At 64.5% G+C, this 25,218-nt stretch carries 23 protein-coding genes; 6 read left to right on the top strand and 17 right to left on the bottom strand.

Going from position 1 to position 25,218, the window contains the following annotated elements:
• Nucleotides 1-37: 37 nt before the first annotated feature.
• Nucleotides 38-742 (bottom strand): outer membrane protein, encoded by a 705-nt coding sequence (locus JG746_RS14550; RefSeq protein ID WP_202358754.1) that lies wholly within the window; start codon nt 740-742, stop codon nt 38-40.
• Nucleotides 743-982: 240 nt separating this feature from the next.
• A complete protein-coding gene (locus tag JG746_RS14545; RefSeq protein ID WP_202358753.1) occupies nt 983-2,128 on the bottom strand; it encodes a helix-turn-helix transcriptional regulator in 1,146 nt (381 codons plus the stop codon).
• Between the two features lie 281 nt (nt 2,129-2,409).
• Here JG746_RS14545 and JG746_RS37140 point away from each other — a divergent pair, with 281 nt between their 5' ends.
• A complete protein-coding gene (locus tag JG746_RS37140; RefSeq protein WP_244730808.1) occupies nt 2,410-3,483 on the top strand; it encodes an AraC family transcriptional regulator in 1,074 nt (357 codons plus the stop codon).
• Nucleotides 3,484-3,706: 223 nt separating this feature from the next.
• Entirely contained in the window at nt 3,707-7,825 is a 4,119-nt protein-coding gene (locus tag JG746_RS14535) for an autotransporter outer membrane beta-barrel domain-containing protein (protein ID WP_202358752.1), read from the top strand.
• A 60-nt stretch (nt 7,826-7,885) separates the two neighbouring features.
• On the opposite strand, the gene JG746_RS14530 is transcribed toward JG746_RS14535, so the two are convergent.
• The 4 genes from JG746_RS14530 to JG746_RS14515 all read right to left on the bottom strand — a co-directional run bounded on the left by JG746_RS14530 (nt 7,886) and on the right by JG746_RS14515 (nt 11,218).
• Nucleotides 7,886-8,767 (bottom strand): EamA family transporter, encoded by an 882-nt coding sequence (locus JG746_RS14530; RefSeq protein ID WP_202359363.1) that lies wholly within the window; start codon nt 8,765-8,767, stop codon nt 7,886-7,888.
• 186 nt (nt 8,768-8,953) lie between these two features.
• Nucleotides 8,954-10,039: a histidine kinase dimerization/phosphoacceptor domain -containing protein gene (locus JG746_RS14525; RefSeq protein ID WP_202358751.1), complete on the bottom strand. Its 1,086-nt coding sequence runs from the start codon at nt 10,037-10,039 to the stop codon at nt 8,954-8,956.
• A gap of 151 nt (nt 10,040-10,190) precedes the next feature.
• Nucleotides 10,191-10,877 (bottom strand): aspartyl/asparaginyl beta-hydroxylase domain-containing protein, encoded by a 687-nt coding sequence (locus JG746_RS14520; RefSeq protein ID WP_202358750.1) that lies wholly within the window; start codon nt 10,875-10,877, stop codon nt 10,191-10,193.
• Nucleotides 10,877-11,218 carry a hypothetical protein gene (locus JG746_RS14515; RefSeq protein ID WP_244730807.1) on the bottom strand — a complete coding sequence of 114 codons (342 nt, stop codon included), beginning with the start codon at nt 11,216-11,218 and terminating at the stop codon, nt 10,877-10,879. The genes JG746_RS14520 and JG746_RS14515 overlap by 1 nt, the downstream gene beginning before the upstream one ends.
• Nucleotides 11,219-11,717: 499 nt before the next feature.
• On the opposite strand from JG746_RS14515, the gene JG746_RS14510 reads away from it, so the two are divergent.
• Genes JG746_RS14510 through JG746_RS14495 form a run of 4 tightly spaced genes read left to right on the top strand, consistent with a single transcriptional unit; the run spans nt 11,718 to nt 16,819 of the window.
• On the top strand, nt 11,718-12,890 hold the full coding sequence (locus JG746_RS14510) for an acyltransferase family protein (RefSeq protein ID WP_202358749.1): 1,173 nt from the start codon (nt 11,718-11,720) through the stop codon (nt 12,888-12,890).
• The gene (locus JG746_RS14505; RefSeq protein ID WP_202358748.1) at nt 12,887-13,993 is read left to right on the top strand and encodes a glycosyltransferase family 2 protein; all 1,107 of its coding nucleotides are present in this window, start codon (nt 12,887-12,889) and stop codon (nt 13,991-13,993) included. The genes JG746_RS14510 and JG746_RS14505 overlap by 4 nt, the downstream gene beginning before the upstream one ends.
• Before the next feature lie 4 nt (nt 13,994-13,997).
• Nucleotides 13,998-15,035 (top strand): glycosyltransferase family 2 protein, encoded by a 1,038-nt coding sequence (locus tag JG746_RS14500; RefSeq protein ID WP_202358747.1) that lies wholly within the window; start codon nt 13,998-14,000, stop codon nt 15,033-15,035.
• Nucleotides 15,035-16,819: an ABC transporter ATP-binding protein gene (locus tag JG746_RS14495; RefSeq protein WP_446721199.1), complete on the top strand. Its 1,785-nt coding sequence runs from the start codon at nt 15,035-15,037 to the stop codon at nt 16,817-16,819. The genes JG746_RS14500 and JG746_RS14495 overlap by 1 nt, the downstream gene beginning before the upstream one ends.
• Nucleotides 16,820-17,337: 518 nt before the next feature.
• On the opposite strand, the gene minE is transcribed toward JG746_RS14495, so the two are convergent.
• From minE to JG746_RS14440, 11 genes are all read right to left on the bottom strand, one after another.
• A complete protein-coding gene (gene minE / locus JG746_RS14490) occupies nt 17,338-17,613 on the bottom strand; it encodes a cell division topological specificity factor MinE (RefSeq protein ID WP_202358746.1) in 276 nt (91 codons plus the stop codon).
• Nucleotides 17,610-18,425: a septum site-determining protein MinD gene (gene minD, locus JG746_RS14485; RefSeq protein ID WP_202358745.1), complete on the bottom strand. Its 816-nt coding sequence runs from the start codon at nt 18,423-18,425 to the stop codon at nt 17,610-17,612. The genes minE and minD overlap by 4 nt, the downstream gene beginning before the upstream one ends.
• Nucleotides 18,426-18,526: 101 nt before the next feature.
• Nucleotides 18,527-19,351, bottom strand: a complete 825-nt coding sequence (gene minC, locus JG746_RS14480; protein WP_202358744.1) for a septum site-determining protein MinC — start codon at nt 19,349-19,351, stop codon at nt 18,527-18,529.
• A 249-nt stretch (nt 19,352-19,600) separates the two neighbouring features.
• Complete coding sequence (locus JG746_RS14475; protein ID WP_202358743.1) at nt 19,601-20,395, bottom strand: GNAT family N-acetyltransferase; 795 nt, start codon at nt 20,393-20,395, stop codon at nt 19,601-19,603.
• A gap of 407 nt (nt 20,396-20,802) precedes the next feature.
• Nucleotides 20,803-20,952: a hypothetical protein gene (locus JG746_RS14470; protein ID WP_202358742.1), complete on the bottom strand. Its 150-nt coding sequence runs from the start codon at nt 20,950-20,952 to the stop codon at nt 20,803-20,805.
• A gap of 15 nt (nt 20,953-20,967) precedes the next feature.
• Entirely contained in the window at nt 20,968-21,279 is a 312-nt protein-coding gene (locus JG746_RS14465; RefSeq protein ID WP_202358741.1) for a DUF2934 domain-containing protein, read from the bottom strand.
• Nucleotides 21,280-21,607: 328 nt separating this feature from the next.
• A complete protein-coding gene (locus JG746_RS14460) occupies nt 21,608-21,847 on the bottom strand; it encodes a DUF680 domain-containing protein (RefSeq protein WP_202358740.1) in 240 nt (79 codons plus the stop codon).
• Between the two features lie 282 nt (nt 21,848-22,129).
• Nucleotides 22,130-22,747, bottom strand: coding sequence for a BA14K family protein (locus tag JG746_RS14455; protein ID WP_202358739.1), 618 nt, complete (start codon nt 22,745-22,747; stop codon nt 22,130-22,132).
• Nucleotides 22,744-23,346 carry a DoxX family protein gene (locus JG746_RS14450; RefSeq protein ID WP_244730804.1) on the bottom strand — a complete coding sequence of 201 codons (603 nt, stop codon included), beginning with the start codon at nt 23,344-23,346 and terminating at the stop codon, nt 22,744-22,746. Before JG746_RS14450 ends, JG746_RS14455 begins: the two co-directional genes overlap by 4 nt.
• A gap of 366 nt (nt 23,347-23,712) precedes the next feature.
• A complete protein-coding gene (locus JG746_RS14445; RefSeq protein WP_199641706.1) occupies nt 23,713-24,192 on the bottom strand; it encodes a tetratricopeptide repeat protein in 480 nt (159 codons plus the stop codon).
• Between the two features lie 31 nt (nt 24,193-24,223).
• Nucleotides 24,224-25,195, bottom strand: a complete 972-nt coding sequence (locus tag JG746_RS14440) for an MBL fold metallo-hydrolase (RefSeq protein ID WP_202358738.1) — start codon at nt 25,193-25,195, stop codon at nt 24,224-24,226.
• Nucleotides 25,196-25,218 lie beyond the last annotated feature (23 nt).

The raw sequence follows: 25,218 nt of genomic DNA, 5'->3' as shown, positions 1-25,218 counted from the left end.
CGCGGCAAAGGCGCGCGGGGGTGTTCGGCCTGGCGGCTCAGAACTTGTAGCTGAGGCCGACCCGCACATCGTGCGTCCGCAGATCGACATGCGTTTCCGTGAGCAGACCGGCTGCTATCGAGAGGTCCTTGCTGCCGAAGTCGGAGTAGCGATATTCGGCCCGCGCGATCCACCGGTCGGTGAAGGCGTGCTCGATGCCGGCGCCAACGGTCCAGCCGACATGGGTCTCATCATGGAATGGTATTTGGATGGCGCCGCTGCTGCCAATCGCAGTCACTTCATACTTTGCCGCGGCCACGCCGGCAGCGATGTAGGGCAAAGTCCGATCGAAAGCGTAGCCCGCTCGCAGCCGCGCCGCGCCCGACCACTTAAGTTCGCTCTTAAGCAATGTGCTGAAACCACCGCCACTAGCATCGAGGGGCGTTATCGCGTCGGCATTGCTGTAGGCAATGTCAGCCTCGGCGCCGATCACGAAACGGTTCTCCATCTGGTAATTGGCGCCGATATGAATGCCGCCAATAAAACCGTCTGGATCGAGGGGAAGGTTAAGGTCCGAGGCCCCACCGAAGCCGCCGCCGGCGACGAAGAAATTGGATTTTCCGGCCATGTAACCGATGTCGACGCCGGCATAGAGGCCGGACCAGTCGTAGCCGGAAACGGGCGAAACCTCATTGATATCAGCCGCGCACGCCATGCCGATCGGCGCGAGGATGAAGGCCGTAGCGAGTAGGATCGTTTTCATTGTTTGTCTGCCGCCCCAGGGGTTGTGGTTCCCCGCCGCGAAAAATGCTCCGCGGCGATCGAGCACCCGGTGTTGCATTGTCCGCCGGCCGCGTCTTGGGCTGGGCCGCACTGGAATTGTCCTGGAACGCGCCGCTGCACTTTCCCGAGCGCTGTGGCCGATCAGCCGCAGCCAATCGGCGCGTCAGCAAGCTGCCGATTCCCCGGCAAGGCGGAGATTGGCAACCTCAGCCGGCCCGCACTATGATCCAGGAGCCGCAACGGGCGTGCCAATATCCGAAATGAGTTTGACCAGATCGGCCTGGCGGCGCGTGCCGGTCTTGGCGAAGATGCGGTTGAGGTGGGTCTTCAGCGTGTTCTCGCCGATGCCGAGCGACAAGGCGCTTCTGGACGCCGGCAAGCCGCTGCCGATGCGCAGCAGAACCCGCGCCTCCGCCGGCGTGAGATCGAACAGCGTGGTCAGAACGGCCTCCGGCAGTGGCGAAGAGGATGTCGTGGTCGAGACGAAGACAGCGGCACAGGCGGGCCGGAAAGCCGCGCGCGCTGTGCCCTCGGTCAATGGCAGCACATAGGCGACGGCGGGCGGCTGACCCGGGGCCGAAATCGGCAGGCCGATGCCGCGTGACCCAAGCGAGCCGTCCGCGTCCGCGGCGCCGGCGATCGCTTCCAGCAGGGCGCGGGCGACCGCGGGGTTCTCCGTCTGGAGCACGCCGTTCCTGGAAAGTATCGGACCATGCCCCGAGAGCATCAGCTCGGCGGCTCCATTGGCATGGAGGATCGCGCCGTTGGCGCCGGTCAGAACGACAGGGACGGCCAGATGGTCGAGCGCCGCGCGATAAAGATTGGCGGCCACGCGGGCCTGATCGAGCAGATCGCCGATCAGCGAGGCACGGCGCAGATGCGGCGACAGCAATGCCAGGAACCGCTGCTCCTCGGCCGAAATCACCTCCCTGCTCGCCCGCGTGGTGCAACCCATGAGCCCGATACGGTCCGGTGTATGAACGAATTTGGTGATGCAGCCTTCACGCAATCCCTGCGGTTTGGCCCAATTCTGAAAAAACGGCGTCCGCTGCAGGTCGGCTTCGCTCATATGGGACAGTGTCGCGACAGGCGTGTCGATATCGCCGACGACCGCGGCCTTCAGCCCGGGAATCGCGTCGAAGTCATAATCCTCCTGGAGCACGCGCATCTGCTCGGGATTCCAGGGCGATTGGGCCGCGAAGCGGCCATGATTGCCGGCGGTGCTGGCAAGCGCGATGGTGGTATAGGCCGCGTCCATGGTTTCGGTGATGCGGATCATCACCCCGGTCCACCCGTCGGGGTTCAGCACGCAATCATAGATATCGCCGACAATCGAAAGAAGGACTTCGCTGCTAAGCCTTTCCACCGTTTCTCCTACATCCCGGCATGCCCGCCTCTCGCATGAGGGATGGCGGGCACGAGATGAAACCAGCAATTTTGAGCGGCGGGGTCGGCGCAAGGACGCCAATCCCACCTGGACGATTTTGCTGGCGTCATACTTTCGGGTGACGCCAAGCGTGGTTGAGCTCGACTAAGGGTTCAACTCGATCCGTTGAACGCTTGGCGACCTATGTCGCTGGTTATTCCCGGAATGGAAAGCGCCGCGTTCGATTTTTTTGAGACTGCGGGTTCAGCGGGGGCGCTTCCTTGTCACGAAAGACGGTGTTTTCATCGGTTGATTTGCCGGAGCATCTTGGCGCTTCGATCGCGGCTTCGAAAGGCAGTTCTTCCGAAAGGCCGTATTCCTCTGAGGGATGCTTGCACAGGATTATCTACAATTCCAGCGACCTGATCGGCGGCGAACAAATCCAGAAAGAGCAATGGATCTCATCGCTGACATCCGGTTATGCCCGTCTGCGTGCAGATCCGGCCATCGGCAGGTCGTTCGAAGGCGAGCTGAGGATTGTTCGAGCTCGCGACGTTTCGGTGGGCACGATCCACGGCACTGTCAAATCGATATCGAGAACCCCTGAAGACATTGCGGCCCAGGGCACCAACAATGTCGTGTTGCTTCTCAATGCCGGACACTCCCCGCTCAGCGTTGACCAGTCGGGAAGGAGCGTCGACCTCAGTCCAGGCGCGTCCGTTCTCGTCGAGCAGAGCGCTCCCTCAATCATCCGTGTGAGCGACGGGCAATGCTGCCTGATCGCCGTGCAGACCGATCGAGAACGCGTGCGTCAGCGATATGCGGGGTTTGAGGATCGCCTGATGACCGTCGTGTCTGGCTCCATGATGATCAACGCCCTTGTTCGTGCCTATGTCGGTGTTCTGGCCGATGAGAAAGAAGCCGAGTCTCAACCGACCATGCAGTTCGTGGCCGATCATATTGCCGATCTGATCGCCGCCACCGCTTCCATTGCCGCACCTGTGACGGCGCACGACAACGCGGATGCGCGAGGTCTACGTGCGGTACGCACGCAGGCGATTCTGACTAGAATTCGCGGAGGCTTCGCCAATCCCGGCATCTCCGCGCAAGGCGTGGCCAAAGAACTCGGGCTGTCGGCGCGCTATGTCCAGGACCTGCTCCAGGAGACAGGCATCAGCTTCTCCGAACGTGTTCTCGAACAGCGCCTGCAGGGAGCACGCAAGATGCTCTCGCAACGGCACAATGACGCCATGCGCATCAGCGAAATAGCGCTGATGAACGGGTTCAGCGATGTGTCCTACTTCAACCGCTGTTTCCGCCGCCGCTTCGGCCAAACGCCGACAAGCGTGCGATAGATCCGGAAGGTTCCGCTGCCGGACGGGCGGCGCAATTTCCCTTCCCTTCGAGACGGAGGTCGGCCGCACCCGAGAGGCCCGATGGTGCCAAACCATCACAGTGCGCGGAAAAGCCGCCGCACCTCGCTCCAGTCCAATTCCGGTGCGGCCCTGCCCAAGACAACAGCCCGACGCCGATGACATGTCGGGTCAGGGCGAAACGACCGCCACATCAGGGGATTGCATGCCGCAGCACGAATTTGGAGGCCGCAAGGCGAAGGCGTTGAAGCATCTCATGCTGACGTCGACCGCGCTGGTCTGGCTTGGCCAGCCACTCACTGCCTCGGCTGCCGATAACTGGACCGGTGCCGCCTCCACCGACTGGTTCACCGTCGGAAACTGGAACCCCGCCGCTGTCCCCACCTCGAGCGACGACGTTACGCTCAATGCGACATTCCCGAATCCGACCGTGATAGACGGGGCAAATGCGGCCGCGCACTATCTGTTTCTCGGCACCATTGCGAGCCACACCGGCTCGCTGACGATCAAAAACGGCGGCACGCTCGTCAGCACTGCCGCCTTTCTGGGCTATCTTTCGGACACGAACGGCGTCGTGACGGTGACCGGAGCAGGCTCGGCCTGGAACAACAGTTCGGACCTTTTCCTTGCCGCCAGTCCGAGCAGCACCGGCACCTTGACGATCTCGAACGGCGGCGCCGTCAGCAACACCGTGGGTCATGTCGGCTCCGGCGGCACCGGCACCGCGACCGTCGACGGAATCGGCTCGACCTGGACCAACAGCGGCGACCTGTACGTAGCCGAACATGGCACGGGCACGCTTGTTATCACCAAGGGCGGCGCGGTCAGCAATGCCGTCGGCACCATCGCCTGGCATGCGGGCTCCAACGGCACGGTGACGGTCGACGGTGCGGGTTCGACCTGGACAAGCAGCTCGGACCTATATGTCGGCAACTCCGGCAACGGGACATTGAACGTTCTGAAGGGCGGCGCGGTCAGCACTGGCGGCGCCGCTGCGCTCGGCTATGTCGGAGGCTCCACCGGCGCCGTGACGGTTGACGGTGCGGGATCCAATTGGACCGTCGCCTCCAGCCTGTATGTCGGCTTCAACGGCACCGGCATCCTGAACATCACGAATGGCGGCACGGTCGGCAATGTTGATGGAACCGTGGGCGAGTACTCCAGTTCCAGCGGCGCTGCGATGGTCTCGGGCGCGGGCTCGGCCTGGACCAACAGCGGGAATCTGACTGTCGGCGACAACGGCACCGGCTTGCTGACCGTGACCAAGGGCGGTGCGGTCGGCAACGCCACGGGCACCATAGGTTCGTATGCAGACTCCAACGGCATGGTGTCCGTCGACGGCGTCGGCTCGACTTGGACCAACAGTTCCAATCTGCTCGTCGGCAATCAAGGCACGGGAATGTTGACGGTCTCCAAAGGCGGTGCCGTCAGCAACAGCGCGGCCCAGATCGGCAACTTGGCTGGCTCGACCGGCATGGTGTTCGTCGACGGTGCCGGCTCGACCTGGACCAACAGTTCCAACCTGGCTGTTGGCGATTTCGGCGCGGGCACTCTGGCGATCACCAATGGCGGCAAGGTCAGCAACGCCACGGCCTATATCGGCAATTCGGCTGGCTCGACCGGCATGGTGTCCGTCGCGAATGCCGGCTCGACCTGGACCAGCGCGGACATGTATGTCGGCGGCCTCAGCACGGGCACGCTGTCGATCTCGAACGGCGGCGTCGTCAGCAGCGCCTCGACCACCATCGGCTATGGTGCCGCCTCGACCGGCACGGTGTTCGTCGACGGCGCCGGCTCGACCTGGACCAACAGCGGCAGTCTCTTCGTTGTCGGCCGGAGCGGCACCGCCACGATGACCATTTCAAACGGCGGCACCGTCAACAGCGTTCTGAGCTATCTCGGCAACTACTCCGCCGGCACCGCGGTGGTCACCGGCGCGGGCTCGACATGGAACAGCAGTTCAGGTCTCTATCTCGGCGTCAGCGGCGGCGGTGTCGGCACGCTGACCATCCAGGGCGGCGGCACCGTGAAAAACACCGTCGGCCACCTGGGGAAATCGCTGGGCTCAACCGGCACGGCGACCGTCGACGGCGCCGGCTCGAGTTGGATCAACAGCTCGGCGCTGTTCGTCGGCACGGTGGGCACCGGCACGCTGACCATCTCGAACGGCGGCACCGTCAAGAGCGTGGGCGGCACCGTTGGCAATGGCGGTACGGGTAAGGGCGTCGTGACCGTAAGCGATGCCAACTCTGCCTGGGCCAACAGCGGCGACCTCTATATCGGCAACCTCGGAACCGCTGAACTGAACGTCTTGAAGGGCGGCGCGGTCAGCAATGCTTGGGGCTATGTCGGCTTCAATCCAGGCTCGACCAGCACAGCGACGGTCGACGGCGCAGGCTCGACCTGGACCAGCAGCGCGGGCCTTACTGTTGGCCTCGACGGATCGGGCACACTGACGATTTCGAACGGCGGCACGGTTTCGGCGGGCGGCATCGTCACCATTGCCGGCCACGCGGGTTCCACCGGCACGCTCAACATCGGCGCCGCGGCAGGTTCCGCGGCCACAGGCGCCGGCGTTTTCGGCCCGGCCGCGCTGCAGTTCGGCAGTGGCGTCGGCACGCTCAATTTCAATCACACCGGAGCCAACTACGCGTTCGGCGCCACGATCAGCGGGCTGGGGACGATCAACCAGATCGCCGGCACGACGAACCTGACCGCCGATTCGAGCGGCTTCACCGGCGCCACCAATGTGAGCGGCGGACGGCTGGCAGTGAACGGTTCGCTGGCCGGTTCGCTGGTGACGATCTCGGGCGGCACGCTGGGCGGCAACGGCACGGTGGGCGGCATCGTCGCCCAGTCGGGCGGCATCATCGCACCGGGCAATTCGATCGGCACCCTCAAGGTCGCCGGCGACATCGACCAGGCAGCGGGCTCGGTCTACCAGGTCGAACTCACCACCGCCGGCCAGTCCGACCTCATCCAGGCGACGGGCACGGCGACCATCGCCGCGGGCGCTGTCCTCGACGTGGTCAAGACGGATGCCGCGCCTTACGTGCTGGGCACGCATTACACGGTCCTGCAAGCCGATACGGGCGTCATCGGCACCTACACGCTCACCGGGGCCGGTCCGTTCGTCGGCCTTGTCGCCAATTACGACGCGACGCATGTCTATCTCGATGTGGTGCAGGCGAAGTCCTTCGCCGAGGTCGGCCTGACGCCCAACCAGATCGCCACCGGCGGCGGCGCCGAAAGCCTGGGGGCTGGCAATCCGCTCTTTGATGCCATCATGGGCCTGCCGAGCGAAGCAGCCGCCCAGAACGCCTTCGACCAGCTCTCGGGCGAAATCCATGCCTCGGCCAAGGGCATGCTGCTCGAGGACTCCCGCTTCGTTCGCGACGCCGCCACCAACCGCATCGCTTCAGCTTTCGGCGATGGCAGCACGGCAGCGCTGCCGGTCATGGCCTATGACGAAGGCGGTCCCGAAATGGTCGCCGCCGACACTGATCGCTTTGCCGTCTGGGGCCAGGCTTTTGGCTCCTGGGGCAATGCAGACAGCGACGGCAACGCCGCCGCCTTCGACCGCTCGACCGGCGGCTTGCTGGCCGGCGCCGACACGCTGGTCGGAGGCTGGCGCGTCGGTGTTCTGGGCGGCTACAGCCATTCGAGCTTCGATGCCGACGATCGCAATTCCTCCGGCAAGAGCGACAGCTACCATCTCGGCCTCTATGGCGGCACCAATTGGGGGGCCATCGCCTTCCGCACTGGTGCGGCCTACAGCTGGAGCAGCCTTTCGACACATCGCTCCGTCGCCTTCAACGGCTTCACGGATGCGCTGTCGGCCGACTACGACGCCGGCACCGCGCAGATGTTCGGCGAATTCGCCTACAAGGCCGATGCCGGACAATTCAAGTTCGAGCCCTTCGCCAATCTCGCCTATGTCAGCGTGCACACGGACGGCTTCAGCGAAACCGGCGGTGCGGCGGCCTTGACCAGCGCCGGCACCAGTACCGACGCCACCTTCACCACACTCGGCCTGCGCGGCTCGACCGATTTCGCGCTCGGCGGCGTCAATGCCACCGCACGCGGCATGCTCGGCTGGCGCCACGCTTTCGGCGATGTCACGCCGAGCTCAAACTTCGCCTTCGCCGGCGGCGATGCCTTCACCATCGCCGGCGTGCCGATCGCCAGGGACAGCGCGATCATCGAGGCCGGCTTCGACATGAGAATGTCGGCCAATGCCACGCTTGGCCTGTCCTATACCGGGCAGTTCGGCGGCGGCGCGGCGGACAACGGCGCCAAGGCCAACCTCAGCGTCAAGTTCTGACGGCAGCAGGCCGCCGGTTCACGCCAATTGACGTCGTGCGGTCCGTGTTCTGGCGTCCCCCTACTCCGGCGAAGGCACCGGCGGCTTCGAGGTCAGTGCTGTGCCGGCGGCCGCGACGATGACGGCGGCGATGCCGGCGAGCTGCGGCGGGGTCAGGCTCTCGTGCAGGAACAGAAAGCCGGCCAGCGCGCCGAGCCCCGGCTCCAGGCAGGTCAGCGTGCCGTAGATGCGGGCCGGCATGCGGGTCAGCGCCACCATCTCCAGGAAGAACGGCAATGCGCTGGAAAACAGGCCGACGAGCAGCGCGCTGACCAGGATCGACGGCGCCAGCAGCCCGGTTCCCGCCTGCGCGACGCCGAAGGGCAGCACCAGAACGGCGGCGATCGCCATGCCATAGGCGGTGGTGCGGGTGCCGAGCTCCGCACCCGCCTTCTGGGCAAGCACGATGTAGAGCGCCCAGAAGCCGCCGGCCGCCAGCGCCAGCATCACCCCGGTCGGATCGAGCGGCTGCAGCGAATGGATGAAGGGCGACAACAGGATGATGCCGGCCAGCGCAAGCGCGATCCAGGCAAAATCGCTGGCGCGCCGCGAGGTCAGCGTCGCCACCAGCAGCGGCCCGGAAAATTCGAGCGCCACCGCAACGCCGAGCGGGATTCTGGCAAGGGCTGCGTAGAATAAGAGGTTGAGCGCGCAGAGTGTCACCCCATAGGCGACCAGCCACGGCATGGTGGCGCGCGACGGCCGCATCTGCCAGGGCCGCAGCACCGCGATCAGCATCAGCGCTCCGATGACCAGCCGCAGCGTCGTCGTGCCTTGCGCGCCGATCACCGGGAACAGGGTCTTGGCGAAGGTGGCGCCGATCTGGATCGACACCATGGCCCCCATCAGCGCCGCGACCGGCAAGGGCGCCGCTTCGCGACTGGCAATTGGCATCGATGTCACTTCTGTTTCACCCTTCCCTGCCATGCCGGGCATCCGCCCGACCCACGGCATGGCTGGCAGCTATGGCCTCCCCGGGCAGGCCTGTCGTGAGGCACGGGAAGACAGTCGGCTGGGGCAAGCGCTGGAACGGGTCCGGAAGTCGGGAACACCCTTCCGGCCATTCACGGCATGGTTGGAGCTGCCTGCCTAAGCGGCGGCGGCAACGGAGCGCTTGAAGACGATGGTCACCCGCGTGCCCTCGCTGGCGCTCGAATTCACGTCGAATTCCGCCTTGGCATTCTCGGTCAGCGAACGCGCGATCAGCGCGCCTAGCTTGCCGGGCTTGGGCCAGGTCTCGCCTTCGGGCAGGCCGATGCCGTCGTCGGCAATGACAATACGGCAGCCATCGCCGTTCACGATACTATGCAGCGTGATCGTGCCGCCGTCGCGCCCTTTGAAGGCATGCTTGAGCGCATTGGTCAAAAGCTCGTTCACCACCAGCCCGGTCGGCATGGCGACGTTGATCGACACCGGATAGGTATCGACCTTCATGTCGAGGCGAATGCCCTCGACCGCATGCGAGTTCATCACCGCCGACGCGATCTGGCTGAGATAGACGCCGAGATCGACCTCGTCCTTGTGATCGTCGCCCGACAGCGTCTGGTAAAGGATCGCCAGCGCGTCGACGCGGCCGGCCAGCCTCTCGAACCGCTTCTGGTCCGGCTCCATCGCGTTGCGCGTCTCCAGCCGGATCAGCGCGGTGATCATCTGCAGATTGTTTTTCACCCGGTGCTGCAGTTCGCGCAGCAGCGTGTCCTTCTCGCGCACGCGTCCCTCGACCGAAGCTGCATCCTCGGTCTCGCCATGCGCCGAGACGTCGACCAGCGCCACCAGCCGGAAGCAGACCTTGCCATTGTCGTCCTCGATGACATTGGAATAGGCGTCGACGATCGCCGGCGTATGCTCGGCCCGCTCCAGCCGGAACGTACCGACAAAATCGGTGTCCTCGACCAACGCTTCGAACAGCGCGCGGTCCTTCTGCCGGTGCAGGCCAGTGCCGGAAAGTGCCGCCCAGTGCTTCTGGGCCAGCCTGGCCGCCTTCAGGCCCGACAGTTTCTCGAATTCCGGATTGGCATAGACGACGCGCTCCTTCGCGCCGAGGTCCGAGACGGCAATGGCGATCGGCACCTGGTCGAGGAATTTCTTGAACTGTTCGCTCTCCAGCGCGCTGGCAAGGTCTGGCGTATCGAGCAACTGCTCGACCGCTTCGGCCTTCTGTGTGTCGGATGTCATCTGCGGCGCCTGTGCTGTGTGTGAGCGCCATCAGTATCAGCGATAGGGCGGGCCTGCCATCACAATACAGGAGGATGCTGGCACATGCCTCCGCGTCAGGGCGCCAAATCGGTTTCGCTCGCCCTAGGCCGCCAAGTCGCCCGCCCCCGGGTCAGCCGCTGAACGACACGCCCCTGAGGCGCATGCCCGCCTGCACACCACGCACGATCAGCCGCGACAGCAATTCCATGTCCCAGGGCATGCCCCGACGCCAGACATCGAGCAGCAAGGCGATGCGCGCTTCGTCGGCATTGTTCATCACCTCGTGCGGGTAGGTGTCGTCCCACAGCATGCCTTCGCCGTCGGTGATGCGTTTCTCCTGACGGTCGATCATCATGATGGTTGCCGGGCGGCCATCGGCCTGGCGCGGGATGACCAGGCCCAGGTGAAACCGCATGATGCCGCGGAATGGCCCGCGATGACTGGGGATGTGCTTGCGCGGCGCGAGGAACGAGACAGCCGCCGATTTGACCTCCGGGCATTCGGCCAGCAGGCGGCTGAGAACCGGCATCCGCGCCAGGTTCTCCGGCACCGCCATGTCATAGGCCTTGAGCACGAACATGCGCCAGTCGAGACCGTCATTGGCCGATATCTCGGCCTGCTCCGGCATGATGTCATGGAAGCGCGGGACCTTGCCCAGATGCACGCCAAGCGCTTCGTCGCGGATGTCGCGCCAGGCAGCGGTGAATTTCGCCGCGTTCGGAAATTCCGTGGCGGTATCGAGGATTGCCGGCGCGTCTATCCGCCTTTCATAGACACGCCGGACCACATCGGATGCAAGATCGTAGGTGCGCGACATCACATGGCCTCCATCGCACCATAAGCGGACGGCCCCCGATTTTGGTTACACATTTGTTCACGACGCCGTGCGCTGCACCGCCAGCCGTGGGCCGGTCTTGACGTCGGCGATCTCGGGTTTCGTGCTGTCGACCGCACCGCCGAGCCGCCGCCGAGCGCCTTGTTGAGGGCGATGCAGTCGGTCGCCAAAAGCACGCGGCTTCGCAGCAGTGACTCCTCGGCCGGATAGAGCGAACGCTGCGCGTCGAGCACGTCGGGCAGGCTGGTCTCGGAGAGCGTGCTTTCGAGGCTCGACGCCTCGCCACCATGCTGCACCGCAGAAAGCCAATCATTCCAATTCATTCTCCGGGCAGCTCCGAATGACCCGCAATAGATAAAATGTAGATTTCTCAAATTTCGAGATTTATTTAGGAAGATTCGAATGCCTCCTGCCTCCCAGGGCAGAAATGCTTTCGATCAACCAAGGCGGGTAGATCGGAACAATTCGAACCAAAAGGTTGAATTCCTGTCAAAGATCGCAAGAAGCCGGAAGAATGGCAGCTTTTTGCCAATTTATAGCCTTTCTCACACAAGTATTTCAGCTTGCTAAATTTTTTGTGTTGCACTGCACAATGCCGTGACCGAACCATCACCCTGGGGGACTCGTTTGCGACTGGACATACGCCGTGGAGGATTCCGCCAGCTTGACGAACTTGAGCTGTCCATCCGTCGAATTCGTTCCTGACTCGGATGGACTCGCAGGGCTCGGGTTTGACGGTACCGGGCCGAGGACAGGTATCGTTCGTCTTGGCCTGCGGCTCGAAGCAGCCAGGCGGCACGGACATCACATGGGCGCAAGCTGATGGCAAACGCCCGCGACATCCAGCTGGATGCACTGAGGGCCATCGCCGTGACGATGGTGTTGTACTCTCATTTCTTCGCGGCCGGAGGATCTTCCTTCTGGGGCCATATCGGCGTGCGGCTGTTCTTCGTGCTGAGCGGCTTCCTGATCACGCGCCTACTTCTGGAGGCGCGTTCGGCCGCCGCGTTCGAGACCGGCCCCGCGCTGCGGTCCTTCTATATCAGGCGGGCGCTGCGGATATTCCCGCCCTATTTTGCCGTGCTGGGTTTCGTCTGGCTGGTCGACCTGGAACAGTCCAGGGGATCGCTGCTCTGGCATGCGCTCTATCTGTCGAATTTCTGGTATGCGCTGCGCAATGACTGGAACCCCTGGGTGCTGTGCCATTTCTGGAGCCTGAGCATCGAGGAGCAGTTCTATCTTGCCTGGCCGCTGGTCGTCCTGCTGGCGCCACGGCGGCGCTTTGAACAGATCTGCATCGGCGTCATCGCGCTGTCGCTGGCCTATCGCTTCTACTGGCCGGTGACCGCCACTCCGGCTTTGGCGCGCGACCTGCTGCCGCCAGCGTCGATGGATGCGCTGGCGTCAGGCGCGCTGCTGGCCTGCTGGCGATCGAGGGGCGCCGGCCTGCCGCAATGGATGCGGCTGGGCTGGCCGGCCTTCGCGGCCGCGTTCCTTGTCATCGAGTGGTTTGTCCCGGCACCTCCCGATCCGACGCTGGAATGGGCCCGCTGGCTGCTGCTGCAGATCCTGCCCCTGGTGCCGCTGGTGGCCATCGTCGCCGCCTGTTCGCGCGGCCTTGGCGGCACCCTTGGCAGGTTTGCGGAACTGCCGCCGCTGCTGGCGCTGGGCCGTATCAGCTACGGCGTCTATCTCTATCATCCGATATTGCTGTCGCTCGCCGTCAAGTCGCAACCCTGGATTCCGCTCAATGTCTCGCAGCAAGGACCAGGACGGTTCCTGGTCGCAAGCACCGCCACGATTGTCGTGGCCTCGATTTCCTGGCTGGTTTTCGAAAGGCCGCTCAATAGCCTCAAGCGCCACTTCCCTTATGTCCGGCAAGCCCAGGCCGGTCATGCCGGCTGGTTTGCGAGGCCGGCGCAAGCCTATCCCGGCGGATCGCCCGATGGCCGCGCGCCATCCCTCGACCTCCCGCGAACGGATGCAAGACCATGACCGCCGCACCGCTCGTCTCCGTCCTGCTGCCGATCTACAATGCCGGACCCTACCTTGCCGCGGCACTGGAAAGCATTCTGCGGCAGGACTATCGCCGCCTGGAGGTCATCGCGATCGATGACGGCTCGAGCGACAATTCGCTCGATATCCTCGAGCGATACCGGCAGGCCGACAGCCGCGTCTCGATCATCTCGCGCGAAAACCGTGGCCTCGTCGCGACGCTCAACGAAGGGCTGGCGGTCGCGCGGGGCGAACTCGTCGCGCGGATGGACGCCGACGACATCGCCTATCCCTGGCGCCTGTCGCGCCAGGTGGCGCTGTTCGAACAGCGGCCCGAGCTCGGCTTTTGCGGCGCCGGCGTCGACATGCTGATCCGCGGCCGTATCGCCAGGGGCAAGCCAGATCCGGTGTTCCAGTTCGGCCGCATGCCCATATTGGCGATGTTCTTCACCATCTTCATGCACCCGACGGTCGTCTACAACAGGGAGGTCATCGAGGACGCGGCTCTCCACTACGACCCGACCTACCGGCACGCCGAGGATTTCGATCTCTTCCGGCGGCTGGCCGCTCGTTACCCGGCAGCCATGATGCCCGAAAACCTGCTCGTCTACCGGATCCATCAGGGGAGCGTGACCCACCGGCACAGCAAGGAGATGCGCAGGACGCATTTGCGCATCGTGGCCGAGAACCTCGAGCGCGAGGGCCTTGCCGGGACCACGCGCGACCTGCACGACATCGGCGAAGCCGTCAGCCACGACACGGTTGCCCGCGCGGCCGATTTCATTCTGGCGCTGGAGGAGCGTATCCGCTCGCTGCCGGACGAGACGCGGCCGAGCTTCGAGGCCGGCGCGCTCAACCTGTTCTATTTCCTCTACCAGCTCGTCGCCGACGAAAGGCAGCCGCCGCTGACGCATGAACTGCTGACACGGACCGCGAAGTGGAACGCCATCCGCCGCCGCGAGAAATATGCGTTGCGGCCCGGCGCCTGGGCTCCCTGGCTCAGCCGCGCCTCGCTGTCGGCCGGCAAGCAGGCGGACGCCGTGGAATACTTCTTCAAATCCGCGCCCGCCGCAGCGGTTCTGGCTTCGCATCGGGTGGGCTAGAGGCATGAACGTCAAAGCCCACCAACCTCTGAAACGCGACCGTTCGACGGCGCTTGGCGGCGCGCCGGCCAGTCTGCGGGCAGAGCGACCAGGCCCGGAAGTCAGCTTCATCATCTGCACGCGCAACCGCGTCACCGTGCTCGAGGCCTGCATCAAGTCGGTGCAGGCCGCGTGCCGTGCCCATGCCGGCTTCGCGGCCGAGCTCGTGGTCGTCGACAATGGCTCGAGCGACCGCACGGCGGAACGCCTGGCCAGCATCGCCGCCATGTCGGACATTCCATTCACGCCCGTTTGCGAGCCACGCCCCGGACTGGCCGCTGCCCGTAACGCCGGGTTGAGGCGCGCGCGGGGTCGCGTGCTGGTCTTCGTCGATGACGATTGCGCGGTGCATCGCGACTATCTCGCCGACCTGGAACGACATTACTCTTCCGGGGAACAGTGGCTTATCCGCGGAGGCCGTGTCGAGCTTGGCGATCCCAGGGACCTGCCTTTCACGATCAAGCGATCGCGGGTGCGCGAGCGGCTGACGCCCGATATCCATCCCGGCGGCTTCGTGCTGGGCTGCAACATGACGATGCACCGCGATGTCGCGGCCCGCATCGGCTATTTCGACGAACGCTTCGGCGCGGGCGGACCATTGCGGTCGGCGGAGGATACCGACTACCTCGTGCGGGCGGTGCGGCTCGGCATCGCGGTCGAGTATGTGCCCGACATGACGATATTCCACCACCATGGCCGGCGGGATCGCAAAGCCATCGAAAAGCTCCACCGCGACTACAGCCTGGGCAATGGCGGGCTCTGCCTGAAACATCTCCGCCATGCGCCCTGGCTGCTCCGCCATTTCTACTGGGCCGTGAGAGGGGCTTTCCGGGAATTGGCGGGCGGGCCCGCCTTCGATCGCGAACTTAACCTGTCGCACTGGCCGATCGTCGGCATGAATCTGCTCGGCGCGGCCAGATACGCGTTGCTCCTGCTGGCGGGACGGCCGCAGGCCGAGCCGGTGCGGCAGGATCAACAAGCCAATGCCGAGGCGCCGCTCTGATGCCATTGCTCCCGCCTGGCCTGCCGATGCTGTTCCGCGCTTTCGGAAAGCGGCAACTGCGGCTGGTTCCGGCCGTGGTGGTGCTCGGCCTGGTCAGCGCCGCCCTCGAAGGGTTCGGCATCGGCCTGATCATCCCCCTGCTGGGCATCATCATGGGACATGGCGATGCGGCGGGGATGGCCGGCTTCTCCGCTGTTCTCCAGCAGGTCGGATCGGGCTTCAGCGAGCGCGACCGGCTTTTCGTCATTTCGGCCGCCATTCTCGGCTCGATCCTCCTGAAGAACGTCTTCGCCTTCGCCAACACGCTGCTGACGTCCTTCATCTCCGGCAAGGCCAGCCATTCGATCCGCAGCGCTTTGTCGGAGCAGCTCCTGCGGGTCGGCTATCCCTTCTTCCTGCGGCAGAGCCCCGGGCGGCTGCTCAACATCATCTCCAACGAATCCTGGCGGGCGTCCGATGCCATCCAGATCATGCTGTCGGCGATCGTCAGCGCATCGGCCGCCATCATCCTCCTGGCCTTTCTGCTGCTGCTGTCATGGCGCATGACGCTGCTGGTCACGCTCGGACTGGCGCTCGTCCAGATCGCGCACGCCATCCTCTCGGCCAACCTGAAAGGCCCCAGCCGCAGCGTCGCTTCGCGCAACAGCCACCTCGCCTCGCAGATGCTGCATCTGGTGCATGCCGGACGCCTGATCCGCATCTTCGGCCAGGAGGCCCGGGAAAAGGCGATATTCGATACCGCGTCCGATGCGGTGCGCCGCGCCTCCTTCGTCCTGCAGGTCCGCCAGGGTGCATTGCCGCCGCTGACGGAGGTTCTCCACGCCATGCTGTTCCTGGCGGTGGTGATCGGCGCCTGGCTGGCGCAGGTGAGTTTCCCGCTGATCATCGCCTTCGTCATCCTGCTCTACCGGCTGCAGCCGCATATGCGGGCCCTGCAGGGGTCGTGGAGCCAGTTGCAGGGCCTGAGCGGATCGCTGGAAGAGGTGACATGGATGCTGGACCCCGCGGGCAAGCCCAGGCCGCCGCAAGGCGACGGGCCGTTCCACGGTTTGCGCCAGGGCATCAAGTTCGAGGAAGTGACGTTCACCTATTCCGGCACCGACCGGCGTGAGGTGGTGCTGCATGCGGCGACGTTCACAATCAACAGCGGCCGCTCGACGGCGCTGATCGGCCGCTCCGGCGCCGGCAAGACGACGATCGTCAATCTTCTGTGCCGCTTCGTGGAACCGGACAGCGGCGGGATCCTCGTCGACGGATCACCGCTCGACGGGATCGATGCCAGCCAGTGGCGGCGCCACATCGCGCTGGCCAGCCAGGAGCTGGAACTGGTCGACGGCACCATTTTCGAGAACATAGTCTATGGGCAGGATGCAGCGACATCAGGCGACGCCGAGCGCGCCGCAAGACTGGCCGAAGCGCACGAATTCATCGAACGGCTGCCGCAGGGCTACGAGACGCTCGTCGGCTACAGGGGCGTCAATCTGTCGGCGGGACAGAGGCAGCGGATCGCGCTGGCCAGGGCCCTGGTGCGCGATCCCGATCTGCTCATCCTCGACGAAGCCACCAATGCGGTCGACGGGCTGTCTGAAGCGGCCATCGTCGAGACCCTGAAGTCGAGGGCGGGACGGCGCACGACCATCGTCATCAGCCATCACCACAGCACCATCTCGTTCTGCGACGACGTGGTGATCCTGAGCGACGGCCGGGTGAAGAAACAGGCCCCTTTCGGCGCCCTGGCATCGCTCTCCATGGACGAGCTTTACCAGCATGAACCGCTCGACTGACATGGATTCGGGCAGCGCTTCCCGGTGCGCCTTCGGCTGTGCGAATCAAGGGCCCATGACTTGCCGCTGGCACCCTGCGCGATCGCACCAATGCCACGCGGTGGCCAGCTCGCTACCGTTCCTTCGCGGCGGACCTGTCGATCCGCCCGGGCCGGTGCCCATCGCTTACTCTCCAGATGCGGCGCCGGCCCTCCTCTTGCTCCTTTCGTTCTCTCGCGCAAACGGTGGCGTGAAGGGCTATAGGAGACTGGCAACGTCGGCGGGACGGCCCCCCTCTGCCCTGCCGGGCATCTCCCCCTCGAGGGGGGAGATCAGATGCCGGCCGGCTTTCGCCAACCAACAACGTCTCAAGGAGTGAGCTGTCGCGGAAACTGCCAATCTCCCCCCTTGAGGGGGAGATGTCCGGCAGGACAGAGGGGGGCGCCTCGCGCCAGTCTTCGGAGTATAGGCCTGGCAGCGTCGCGGCCCCCCACCCCGCTGCTTCGCAGCGACTCTCCCCACAAGGGGGAGAGTGAAGATTACCCGGCGATCGCCATCGGCACGGCGCTCTTGTTGGGGATCTGGATATCGATCTCCAGCGTCGACATGGTCTCGCCGCGGTCCATCGAGACCTGCAGGTAATCCTGGTCGATCTGCACATGCTTGGCGATGACGGCCATGATCTCCTCGCGCAGGATGGAGACGAGGTCGGGCTGGCTGCGGTTGCGGCGCTCATAGGCGAGCAGCACTTGCAGCCGCTCGCGCGCCACCGGCGCGCTGGAGCGCCGCTTGAAGAGGTCGAACAACACGTTCATGCCGCCCTCCTTCCCAACAGACGGTCGAGGAAACCTTTGCGCTCGAAGGGGACGACGACCGGCAGATCCTCGCCTTCCAGCCGCCTTGCGGCGTCGACATAGGCCTTGGCCGCGGTATTGAGCGGCTCCGACAGCGTCACCGGCGCGCCGAGATTGGAGGCGCGCAGCACGTCCTGGCTTTCCGGGATGATGCCGAGCAGCGGCACCGACAGGATTTCCAGCACATCGTCGATGCTGAGCATTTCGCCGCGCGCGGCGCGCCCCGCGTCATAGCGGGTGACCAGCACGTGCTTGGCGATCTGCTCGCCCTGTTCGGCGCGCATGGTGCGGGCGTCGAGCAGGCCGATGATGCGGTCGGAATCGCGCACCGACGACACTTCCGGATTGGTGACGATGACCGCCTCGTCGGCAAAGCGCATGGCGAGCTGCGCGCCGCGCTCGATGCCGGCCGGGCTGTCGCAGAAGACATAGTCGAACACCGAGCGCAGCTTGTCGATGACTTCGCCGACGCCCTCTTCCGTCAGCGCATCCTTGTCGCGCGTCTGCGAGGCCGGCAGCAGGAACAGCGTGTCGACCCGCTTGTCGCGGATCAGTGCCTGCGACAGCTTGGCCGTGCCCTGGATGACGTTGACGAGGTCGAACACCACGCGGCGTTCCGCGCCCATGATCAGGTCGAGATTCCTGAGGCCGACGTCGAAATCGACCAGCGCCACCTTCTTGCCGGTCTTGGCCACGGCGGCACCGAGCGCCGCCGTCGAGGTGGTCTTGCCGACGCCCCCCTTGCCCGAAGTGACCACCACTACCTTGCCCATGGAAAAAGCCTCCGTTGTTATCCGTTATGCCGGGCCGGCTTGCCGGCCTTCAGTCGGCCGCACCGGCCAGTTTTCTCAGTCGGCCGCCCTGACGGCCGTTCTCAACTCAAAGTCTCGACGCGCAGGCCCTCGCCGTCGAGGAAGGCCTGCACCGGCTTGCCGCGCGACACCCCTTCCATCTCCTCGGCGGTGATGTACCAGCCGTCGACCGACAGAAGCTCGGCCTCGTTGCGGCGGCAGAAGATGCGCGCGCTGGTGTTGCCGAGCGCGCCCGCCGAAGCGCGCCCGCGCAGCGTGCCGTAGACATGGATCGAGCCGGCGGCGACGATCTCCGAACCGGACGCGACCGAGCCCAGCACGATGACATCGCCATGCGCATGCATGATCGCCTGGCCGGAGCGGATCGGCGCCTTGATCATCAGCGTGCCCGAATCGTAGTGCGAAACCTGCGGCTCGCTTTCCTCGGTCTTGCTTGCGCCAGCCTTGCCCTTGGCAACGCCGCCGGCGTCCGCCCGTGCGTCCATGCCGTGGTCCCTGCCCTCGGCGGCCTTGCCTTCCCTGCCGGAAACCTCTTCGCGCGCCTTGCGGCCGGGCAGCAGCCCCTCCGTCGTCGCCTCCTTGGCGCCGACCAGCAGAGGCGGCAGGTCAGGCCCGAGCGCAGCCCCTTCCAGCTCGATGGCATAGATGCGGATGCCGCGCGTCCCCAGCTCCGCCACAAGTGCCGCGATCTCGCTGGACGCGGGCTTCAAACTGTTCAAATCGAGCAGCACCGGCCGCCCGGCAAAATAGCCCGGCGAGTTGCCGATCCAGTGATCCAGCCCCTGCAGCCACTCCGCCATGGGCGCTTCCGGGGTCAATGTGAAAGCGACGAAAGAACGGGCACGAAAGCGAATGGATTTGGCCTCGAGGGGAGCGGCAAAGGTCACGGCTGGCGAATCCTTACTGAGAGGTAAACGCTAGCGAGGGAATGGTTAACGAATGGTTAATGAGGGGTGGGCAACCGGGCAGTCTTCGCGAAATTGGAAGGTCGGTCAAACGCCAGTTGCGGCCGCTGCCAGCGACACTTTGAATGTCCTAATAGAGGCCGAAAGCAGGCCGTCCGGTATCCGACTGCACCCGGAGACAAGCTGCCGTTTAGCTTGTGGCCCTATAACAAACGTTGGAGCACTGTTGAATTACCGCGTCAGACGTGGGCTCTGGTGAGGCGTTGCAATGCCGCAGACAAGCTCAGATTCGTGCCTTAGCCCGCACGCCTCCACCATTCGACGGGATGGTAAGTTCGTTGGTGAGATAAGCTCGTAGACGTGGGTCGCGTTGAGATCGCGGAATACGCTGACAATCATACGCGCGTTGACATAGCCGCCCAGCCCTTTACCCCGCTGCGCTTCCGCCACAGCAACAAGCCCGCCCCAAGCATATTGGTGATAGGGGCTGAAGGAGTTGTGTGGCAGGTAGCCGTGAGCCGCTGCCACTACAGTGCCGTCCTTTTCACCAATCGTCACAGTGGATGCGGGCCCCACGCCGCCCGTCAGCATTGAGCCTGAAAACGGCACCACGCCCGCATCATTCATAAGGGTCTGAATTCTAGCCATTTCCCTACCCTGCGGGTCGGCCGGCCGCTCAAGTTCCCTAAATTCGTCCGGTAGACCATGTGACAGGATTGCCTCCGAAGCTGCGAGAGCGGAATGGCGATCAGCGAGGAAAACGTCCCATCTATCGAAGCGGAAACCCTGCGCTTCCAAATGGGACTGTAGCCTGTCCGCATTGCTGGATGGGATAAGACGGAAGCCACAGACGCCGTCGCGATCGAGAAATTCAGCAATCCGTGCCCAGCCCAGTCGCTCGGGGTCGTCGCAGCCCATGGTACGCCCTGTCTGGCAGGCACCGGCTGTTACGTTGATGAACTCAGCACTCGCCTCCGCCTGGGCCTGCAGGCGCTGCTGTATCGGCGTGCCGAAATAGCCTGTCATGATTGTTCCCTCCGAAGGGTTCAACCTACCCAGAGAGAAATAACTTGCCAAGCAACCGTCGCCACGAACGCTAGCCGTCCCATCGCAAACATGCGGAGCCATACGTATGGCCACGGCGCCTCAGCCGTCCCGTCGGTTCGGTAATTGGCACGGCCACCGGTTTCATCACGATGTATTGTGTCCGATCTAATCGGACACGCTATGGTCCACAAGCTAGGATCGCATCGAAATTTGCAATCAACGAGTCGGCGACGCGGTCGAGGCGGCAGGAGTTGTCAGCGTTGGCGACGGTGCAGCCCTCGTCGCCGGCGCAAAGCCGCCATGTACCAATTAGAATCAAGATTAAATGGGTCATGCAAGCCTACGGCACTTCGCCATCGCGATCGTCAAAGGCAAGCACCTGCCCCTCAATGCCGCTTGAAATACTGCACCTCCCGCTCATGCTTCTGCGCCGCGTCGCGCGTCTCGAACGTCCCCAAATTCCGCCGCTTCCCGGTCTTCCCGTCCTTCTTGCGGGAATAAAGCCGGTATTTGCCGTCCTTGAGTTTGCGGATCATCTCAGCTCTCCCTGATCAGGATTTGGCCGCCTTCCTGGCCTTGAGGCTGCGTGCTGCCTGCTCCACCGCCGCGCGGTCGGTGCCCAGGCGGTCGAGCAGCGCTTGCGCTTCGTCGCCCGAAATGCCGGTGCGCATGGCCAGTTCCTCGACCTCGAGCACGTCGGTGCTGGCGATCTCGCGCGGCAGCGCGTCGTCGGCCGTCGGGGCGGCTTCCCTGTCGATCTCGGCCTCGGCCCGGTGCCAATGATGCTCGGGATCGCCGCCGCCTTCGCGCTCCCAGATCTGGTATGCGCGCTTCTGGATCTTCTCATGCCGTTCGTCGCCCATCGTCGTTCCTCCTTCGTGTCGGGGAGGAACGCCGGGCTTGCGCGAATGATCCAAAAAATTTGCGTGATCACTGGTCCAGGTGAAACGGCAAGGTTTGCACCCTACGGCGCCCCCCTCTGGCCTGCCGGGCGTTCGTCGTTCGGAAAGCCAGGCAATTGGCTTTCCGTCCGCTACGCGGACCACTTCTCACCCCCACTTGTGGAAGATTGGCTGTCACGTCGGCTTTCGCCAATCTCCAGGACTGGCGGTGAGATGCACCAGTCAGCACACAAAATGATCCAGGCGGCGCCCGCCGCCTGGATGCCGGCCGTGCTGGACGGCCTTGATATCAGTGGCCCCAGATGCCCTGGCCGTATTCGGCCGGCATGTCGAGGTTCGACTGTCCCGCCGCGCCGCCGGTGATGCTCTGCGTGACGCTCGGGTCGACCGCCTTGGAAGACATCATCGAATGGGTGGTCGGGTAGCTGCCGGCGGCCGGAACGAAATCCGAGCCGAAATGGTCGCTGCCGGCAAAAGCCATGCCGGAGGCGAACAGGAACGCAGCAGCAGTCAAAATGATCTTCTTCATTTCAAGTCTCCATCTCTTACAAGTTGACATCGGCCTCAACGCGCCGCCCGCATCGCGTTCATGAGGCTGTATGTTCATGGTTCCGGGCGAAACCGGCCAACCGCGACCCTCACCGGATCCCTGCGGTTGCAGGTTTCAGCGCACTCGGTTTCTTGTTGCGCTGTTGGCGGTTTCAATAAGGGGCTGGTGTTTGAGCCAGCGTGGGTGCCGGCGTGGTAAGACCCGCCGAAAGAGTGGAATTTTGCGTGGAATGCGGCAGCAAAACGCGGTGCGCGGCGCCTATTATTCGCACTGGCGCCTGGGTCCGCCGGAATAGGGCTGGTAGCTGTTGTCCTCGGGACGGTAGGAGCGGTAGCGGCTGAAGCAGGATTGGACGTGGTCGTCCGAAAGGTCGGTTGATGCAACCAGGGGCGCGGCGCCGCCCTCGACATAGCTGATTTCGGTGGGCTGTTGCGCGGCCTGCTCGGCGGCGGCAGTGGTGTCGAGATAGGGCGAGACGCAGGGGCGCTGCTGGCCGCTGTAGGACATGTAGCTGTTGTCGTCGGGGTTGTAGGAGCGATAGCGGTCCGCGCACCAGCTGACATGGGCAGCCGGCAGCCTGGCCTGTTGTTCGCGCGCGCCGGGCGCCGCGCCTGCATTGGTCGGCTCTAGCGATGCCGCCTGCACCCTGGCTCCGGCGTCGGGTGCTGCGGGCTGCGCGGCGGCCACCCGCTCCAGGCCCAGCGAAGCCTTGTCGACGGGCTGTGCGTCCTTGGTCCACAGCTGCGAGACGCTGTCGGCGGGCCTGGCCTCATGCACGGGCTTGGCGACAATCACCCAGGCGGCAAAGGCCAGCCCGCTGGCGAAGACCGCAAGGGTCAGGACAAAGCCCGCGACCAGTGCCAAAACCGCTTTCATCACACACTCCTTGAGCCCCAGCTAATAGAATGCGGAGCACCGGGACTGGTTCCAGCGAGCGAGCGTTTGGCAAAGGTGCCTCGAACCGGCAGCCGCACATCCACCGAAAACTCGTTCTCCACCGCCAGCAGCGCCTTGACCATTTCCTGGTCGCGGTGGCGCTTTTGCAAGGTGCGGGCCAGCAACCAGTCCAGCGAGATCCGGCCGGCGCCAACGGCGGCCAGCACGAACATGCCGCCTGCGATCGCCAGATCCTTTTCGAAGTGCAGCAGCTCGTTCTGGCTGGCGAAGTTGGTGTGAAACAGCAAGGCCGTGGCCAGGCAGAACAGGCCGAGCCCGATGCCGCCCAGCCGCGTCAGCAGGCCTGATGCCACCGAGAGCCCTGCTCCCAGTTGCAGGGCGATGGTGGCGACGAACAGCGGCAGGCCGACGCCTTGCGCCGCCATCGCTCTGGCGGCGCCGTCGAAATGGGTGGCCAGCGTCACGCCCTCATGCAGGAAGATGAAGGACATAAGCAGGCGACCGGCAAGCAGGGTCACGTCCCTGATGTGGTATTTCGTGGCGAGGCCGGTGAGCTTCGCGGCGACTTCGTTCGGTGTCATGGGTCAGCCTCCGATTTTTTGGCAGGCGCCGCGCCTTGGGCGAGAACGGCGCCTGCCGGACGGGATGTTCGAAAAGGCCGGAGCCGGCTCGAGGGAGAGGCGCCGGCTCCGGCAATGGGCGCCAGCCACGAGCGCCCAAACTGGTGGTTCACTTGGGGTGAGATCAGCGCCAGGCCCCCTCATCCGGCCGCTTCGCGTCCACCTTTGCCGGGGCGAGTCGCGGGCCTCGCCCGTCCTTCGGACCCCCGTGGGGAGAAGAGAAAGGCGCGCCAGCGCGGCCCCTCGTCTCCCCTCGGGGAGAGGTCGGATTGCCAAGACCGAATTGCCCTTCGCAATTCGGTCTTGGCAATCCGGGTGAGGGGGACCCTACTGCGTCACCTTGGTGTCGATGGCCTTCTGCAGATCGGAAAGCTCCTCGCAGCCGGCGGGGCAGAGTTTCTGCAGCGAGGCCAGCTGCTCCTTGGCCTTGTTCATGTCGCCTGTCTCGACATAGAGCTCGCCCAGATATTCGCGGGCAGCCTTGTGGTCGGGCTTCAGCTCCAGCGCCTTGTTGTAATAGGTCAGCGCGGTGGTGAAATCGCCGGTCTTGCGCAGCGTGAAGCCGAGCAGATTGTAGACGTCGGCCTGCTGGTTGTCCTGCGCGAGGTCGCGCAGATCGGCCAGCGCGCCCTTGTAGTCCTTGGCGGCGATCTTGGCCTGGACGGCGGTGAGATCGGGCGCATCGGCGCCCTCGATATCATCCACCGCATAGGCCGGCATGATCGTGGCGACGGGAACGACGGTCAGCACGGCAATGGCGCCGAGCAGGCCGAACAGGGCGTTTCTGCCCAAGAGAAGCTGTTTCATTGTCTTACTCGCTTGGTTTGGGTTGCCGCGTTCAAACTTGAACCGGCGTGAATCCGTAGGCATTGCCGTCCTTGACGAAGACGCCGGTGCCGGGGAACGGGAAGTGCGACCCGGAAATGCGGATATTGTCCGCTATCACCCGGTCGATGATCTTGTGGCGCGTGGCAATCGCGGTCGGCCCGTCCTGGTCGTAGGCGCCCTGCCACTCCGGATGCGGCGCCAGAAGTGCGGGCACATACATGGTGTCGGCCGAGATCATCAGCTGCTCCTTGCCGGAATTGGCGAGGTACACCGAATGTCCGGGCGTGTGGCCGGGGGCGGCGATGATCTGGATGCCGGGCGCCACTTCCGCGCCGTCCTCGACCAGCTTCCAGTTCTTCCATTTCGGAAAATTCTCGGCGATGCGCTTGCCCGCCGGCTTGCGGCCCTCGGGCAGCTTGGCCAGCCGGCTCGGGTCGGTCCACCAATTGTACTCGGTGGCGTTGACGATCAGCTCGGCATTGGGGAACACCGGCGTGTTGGTGCCTTTCTCCATCAGGCCCCAGACATGGTCCGGGTGGAAATGCGAGATCATGATGGTGTCGATCGCCTTGTAGTCGATGCCGGCGGCGGCCATGTTGGCCGGCAAATGGGTGGCGTTGGCCTGCCACTGGCCGACGCCCGAGCCCGCATCCATCATGATCAGCTTGCCGCCCATCTTCAGCACGACGACGGTGAGCGGAATGGGCATGAAGTCGGTGGTCAGGCCTGCCTTGGCGAGGGCGGCCTTGGTGTCTTCGACCGAGACATCCTTGATGAAGGCGGGGTCGTGCGGCTTCTTCCAGATGCCGTCATAGATGGCGGTCACCTCGATGTCGCCGACCGTGTATTTGTAGAAACCGACGGTCGGCTCCACCGGGGTCTCGGCAAAAGCGGGGCGGGTGAATTCGAGCTTGCCGGCAAGGCCGAATGCGGCAGCGGCGGCGGCGGATTGAAGCACTGTGCGGCGTGTCATGCTGAACATTGTGTGGTCTCCTGTGGGTTGCG

Source organism: Mesorhizobium sp. 113-3-3, assembly GCF_016756495.1.
Taxonomy (GTDB): Bacteria; Pseudomonadota; Alphaproteobacteria; order Rhizobiales; family Rhizobiaceae; genus Mesorhizobium.
The sequence above is the reverse complement of the archived record's forward strand: the minus strand, read 5'-3'. Positions and strand labels throughout refer to the sequence as shown.

What these genes read in the sequence shown, in the direction of transcription:
- JG746_RS14440 (WP_202358738.1), bottom strand. Translation starts at nt 25,195, where the DNA reads ATGTTCAGCATGACACGCCGCACAGTGCTTCAATCCGCCGCCGCCGCT.
- minD (WP_202358745.1), bottom strand. Translation starts at nt 18,425, where the DNA reads ATGGGCAAGGTAGTGGTGGTCACTTCGGGCAAGGGGGGCGTCGGCAAG.
- JG746_RS14465 (WP_202358741.1), bottom strand. Translation starts at nt 21,279, where the DNA reads ATGGGCGACGAACGGCATGAGAAGATCCAGAAGCGCGCATACCAGATC.
- JG746_RS14470 (WP_202358742.1), bottom strand. Translation starts at nt 20,952, where the DNA reads ATGATCCGCAAACTCAAGGACGGCAAATACCGGCTTTATTCCCGCAAG.
- JG746_RS14520 (WP_202358750.1), bottom strand. Translation starts at nt 10,877, where the DNA reads ATGTCGCGCACCTACGATCTTGCATCCGATGTGGTCCGGCGTGTCTAT.
- JG746_RS14515 (WP_244730807.1), bottom strand. Translation starts at nt 11,218, where the DNA reads ATGAATTGGAATGATTGGCTTTCTGCGGTGCAGCATGGTGGCGAGGCG.
- JG746_RS14475 (WP_202358743.1), bottom strand. Translation starts at nt 20,395, where the DNA reads ATGACAGGCTATTTCGGCACGCCGATACAGCAGCGCCTGCAGGCCCAG.
- minE (WP_202358746.1), bottom strand. Translation starts at nt 17,613, where the DNA reads ATGAACGTGTTGTTCGACCTCTTCAAGCGGCGCTCCAGCGCGCCGGTG.
- JG746_RS14445 (WP_199641706.1), bottom strand. Translation starts at nt 24,192, where the DNA reads ATGAAACAGCTTCTCTTGGGCAGAAACGCCCTGTTCGGCCTGCTCGGC.
- JG746_RS14495 (WP_446721199.1), top strand. Translation starts at nt 15,035, where the DNA reads ATGCCATTGCTCCCGCCTGGCCTGCCGATGCTGTTCCGCGCTTTCGGA.
- JG746_RS14510 (WP_202358749.1), top strand. Translation starts at nt 11,718, where the DNA reads ATGGCAAACGCCCGCGACATCCAGCTGGATGCACTGAGGGCCATCGCC.
- JG746_RS14460 (WP_202358740.1), bottom strand. Translation starts at nt 21,847, where the DNA reads ATGAAGAAGATCATTTTGACTGCTGCTGCGTTCCTGTTCGCCTCCGGC.
- JG746_RS14500 (WP_202358747.1), top strand. Translation starts at nt 13,998, where the DNA reads ATGAACGTCAAAGCCCACCAACCTCTGAAACGCGACCGTTCGACGGCG.
- JG746_RS14450 (WP_244730804.1), bottom strand. Translation starts at nt 23,346, where the DNA reads ATGACACCGAACGAAGTCGCCGCGAAGCTCACCGGCCTCGCCACGAAA.
- JG746_RS14525 (WP_202358751.1), bottom strand. Translation starts at nt 10,039, where the DNA reads ATGACATCCGACACACAGAAGGCCGAAGCGGTCGAGCAGTTGCTCGAT.
- JG746_RS14550 (WP_202358754.1), bottom strand. Translation starts at nt 742, where the DNA reads ATGAAAACGATCCTACTCGCTACGGCCTTCATCCTCGCGCCGATCGGC.
- JG746_RS14505 (WP_202358748.1), top strand. Translation starts at nt 12,887, where the DNA reads ATGACCGCCGCACCGCTCGTCTCCGTCCTGCTGCCGATCTACAATGCC.
- JG746_RS14535 (WP_202358752.1), top strand. Translation starts at nt 3,707, where the DNA reads ATGCCGCAGCACGAATTTGGAGGCCGCAAGGCGAAGGCGTTGAAGCAT.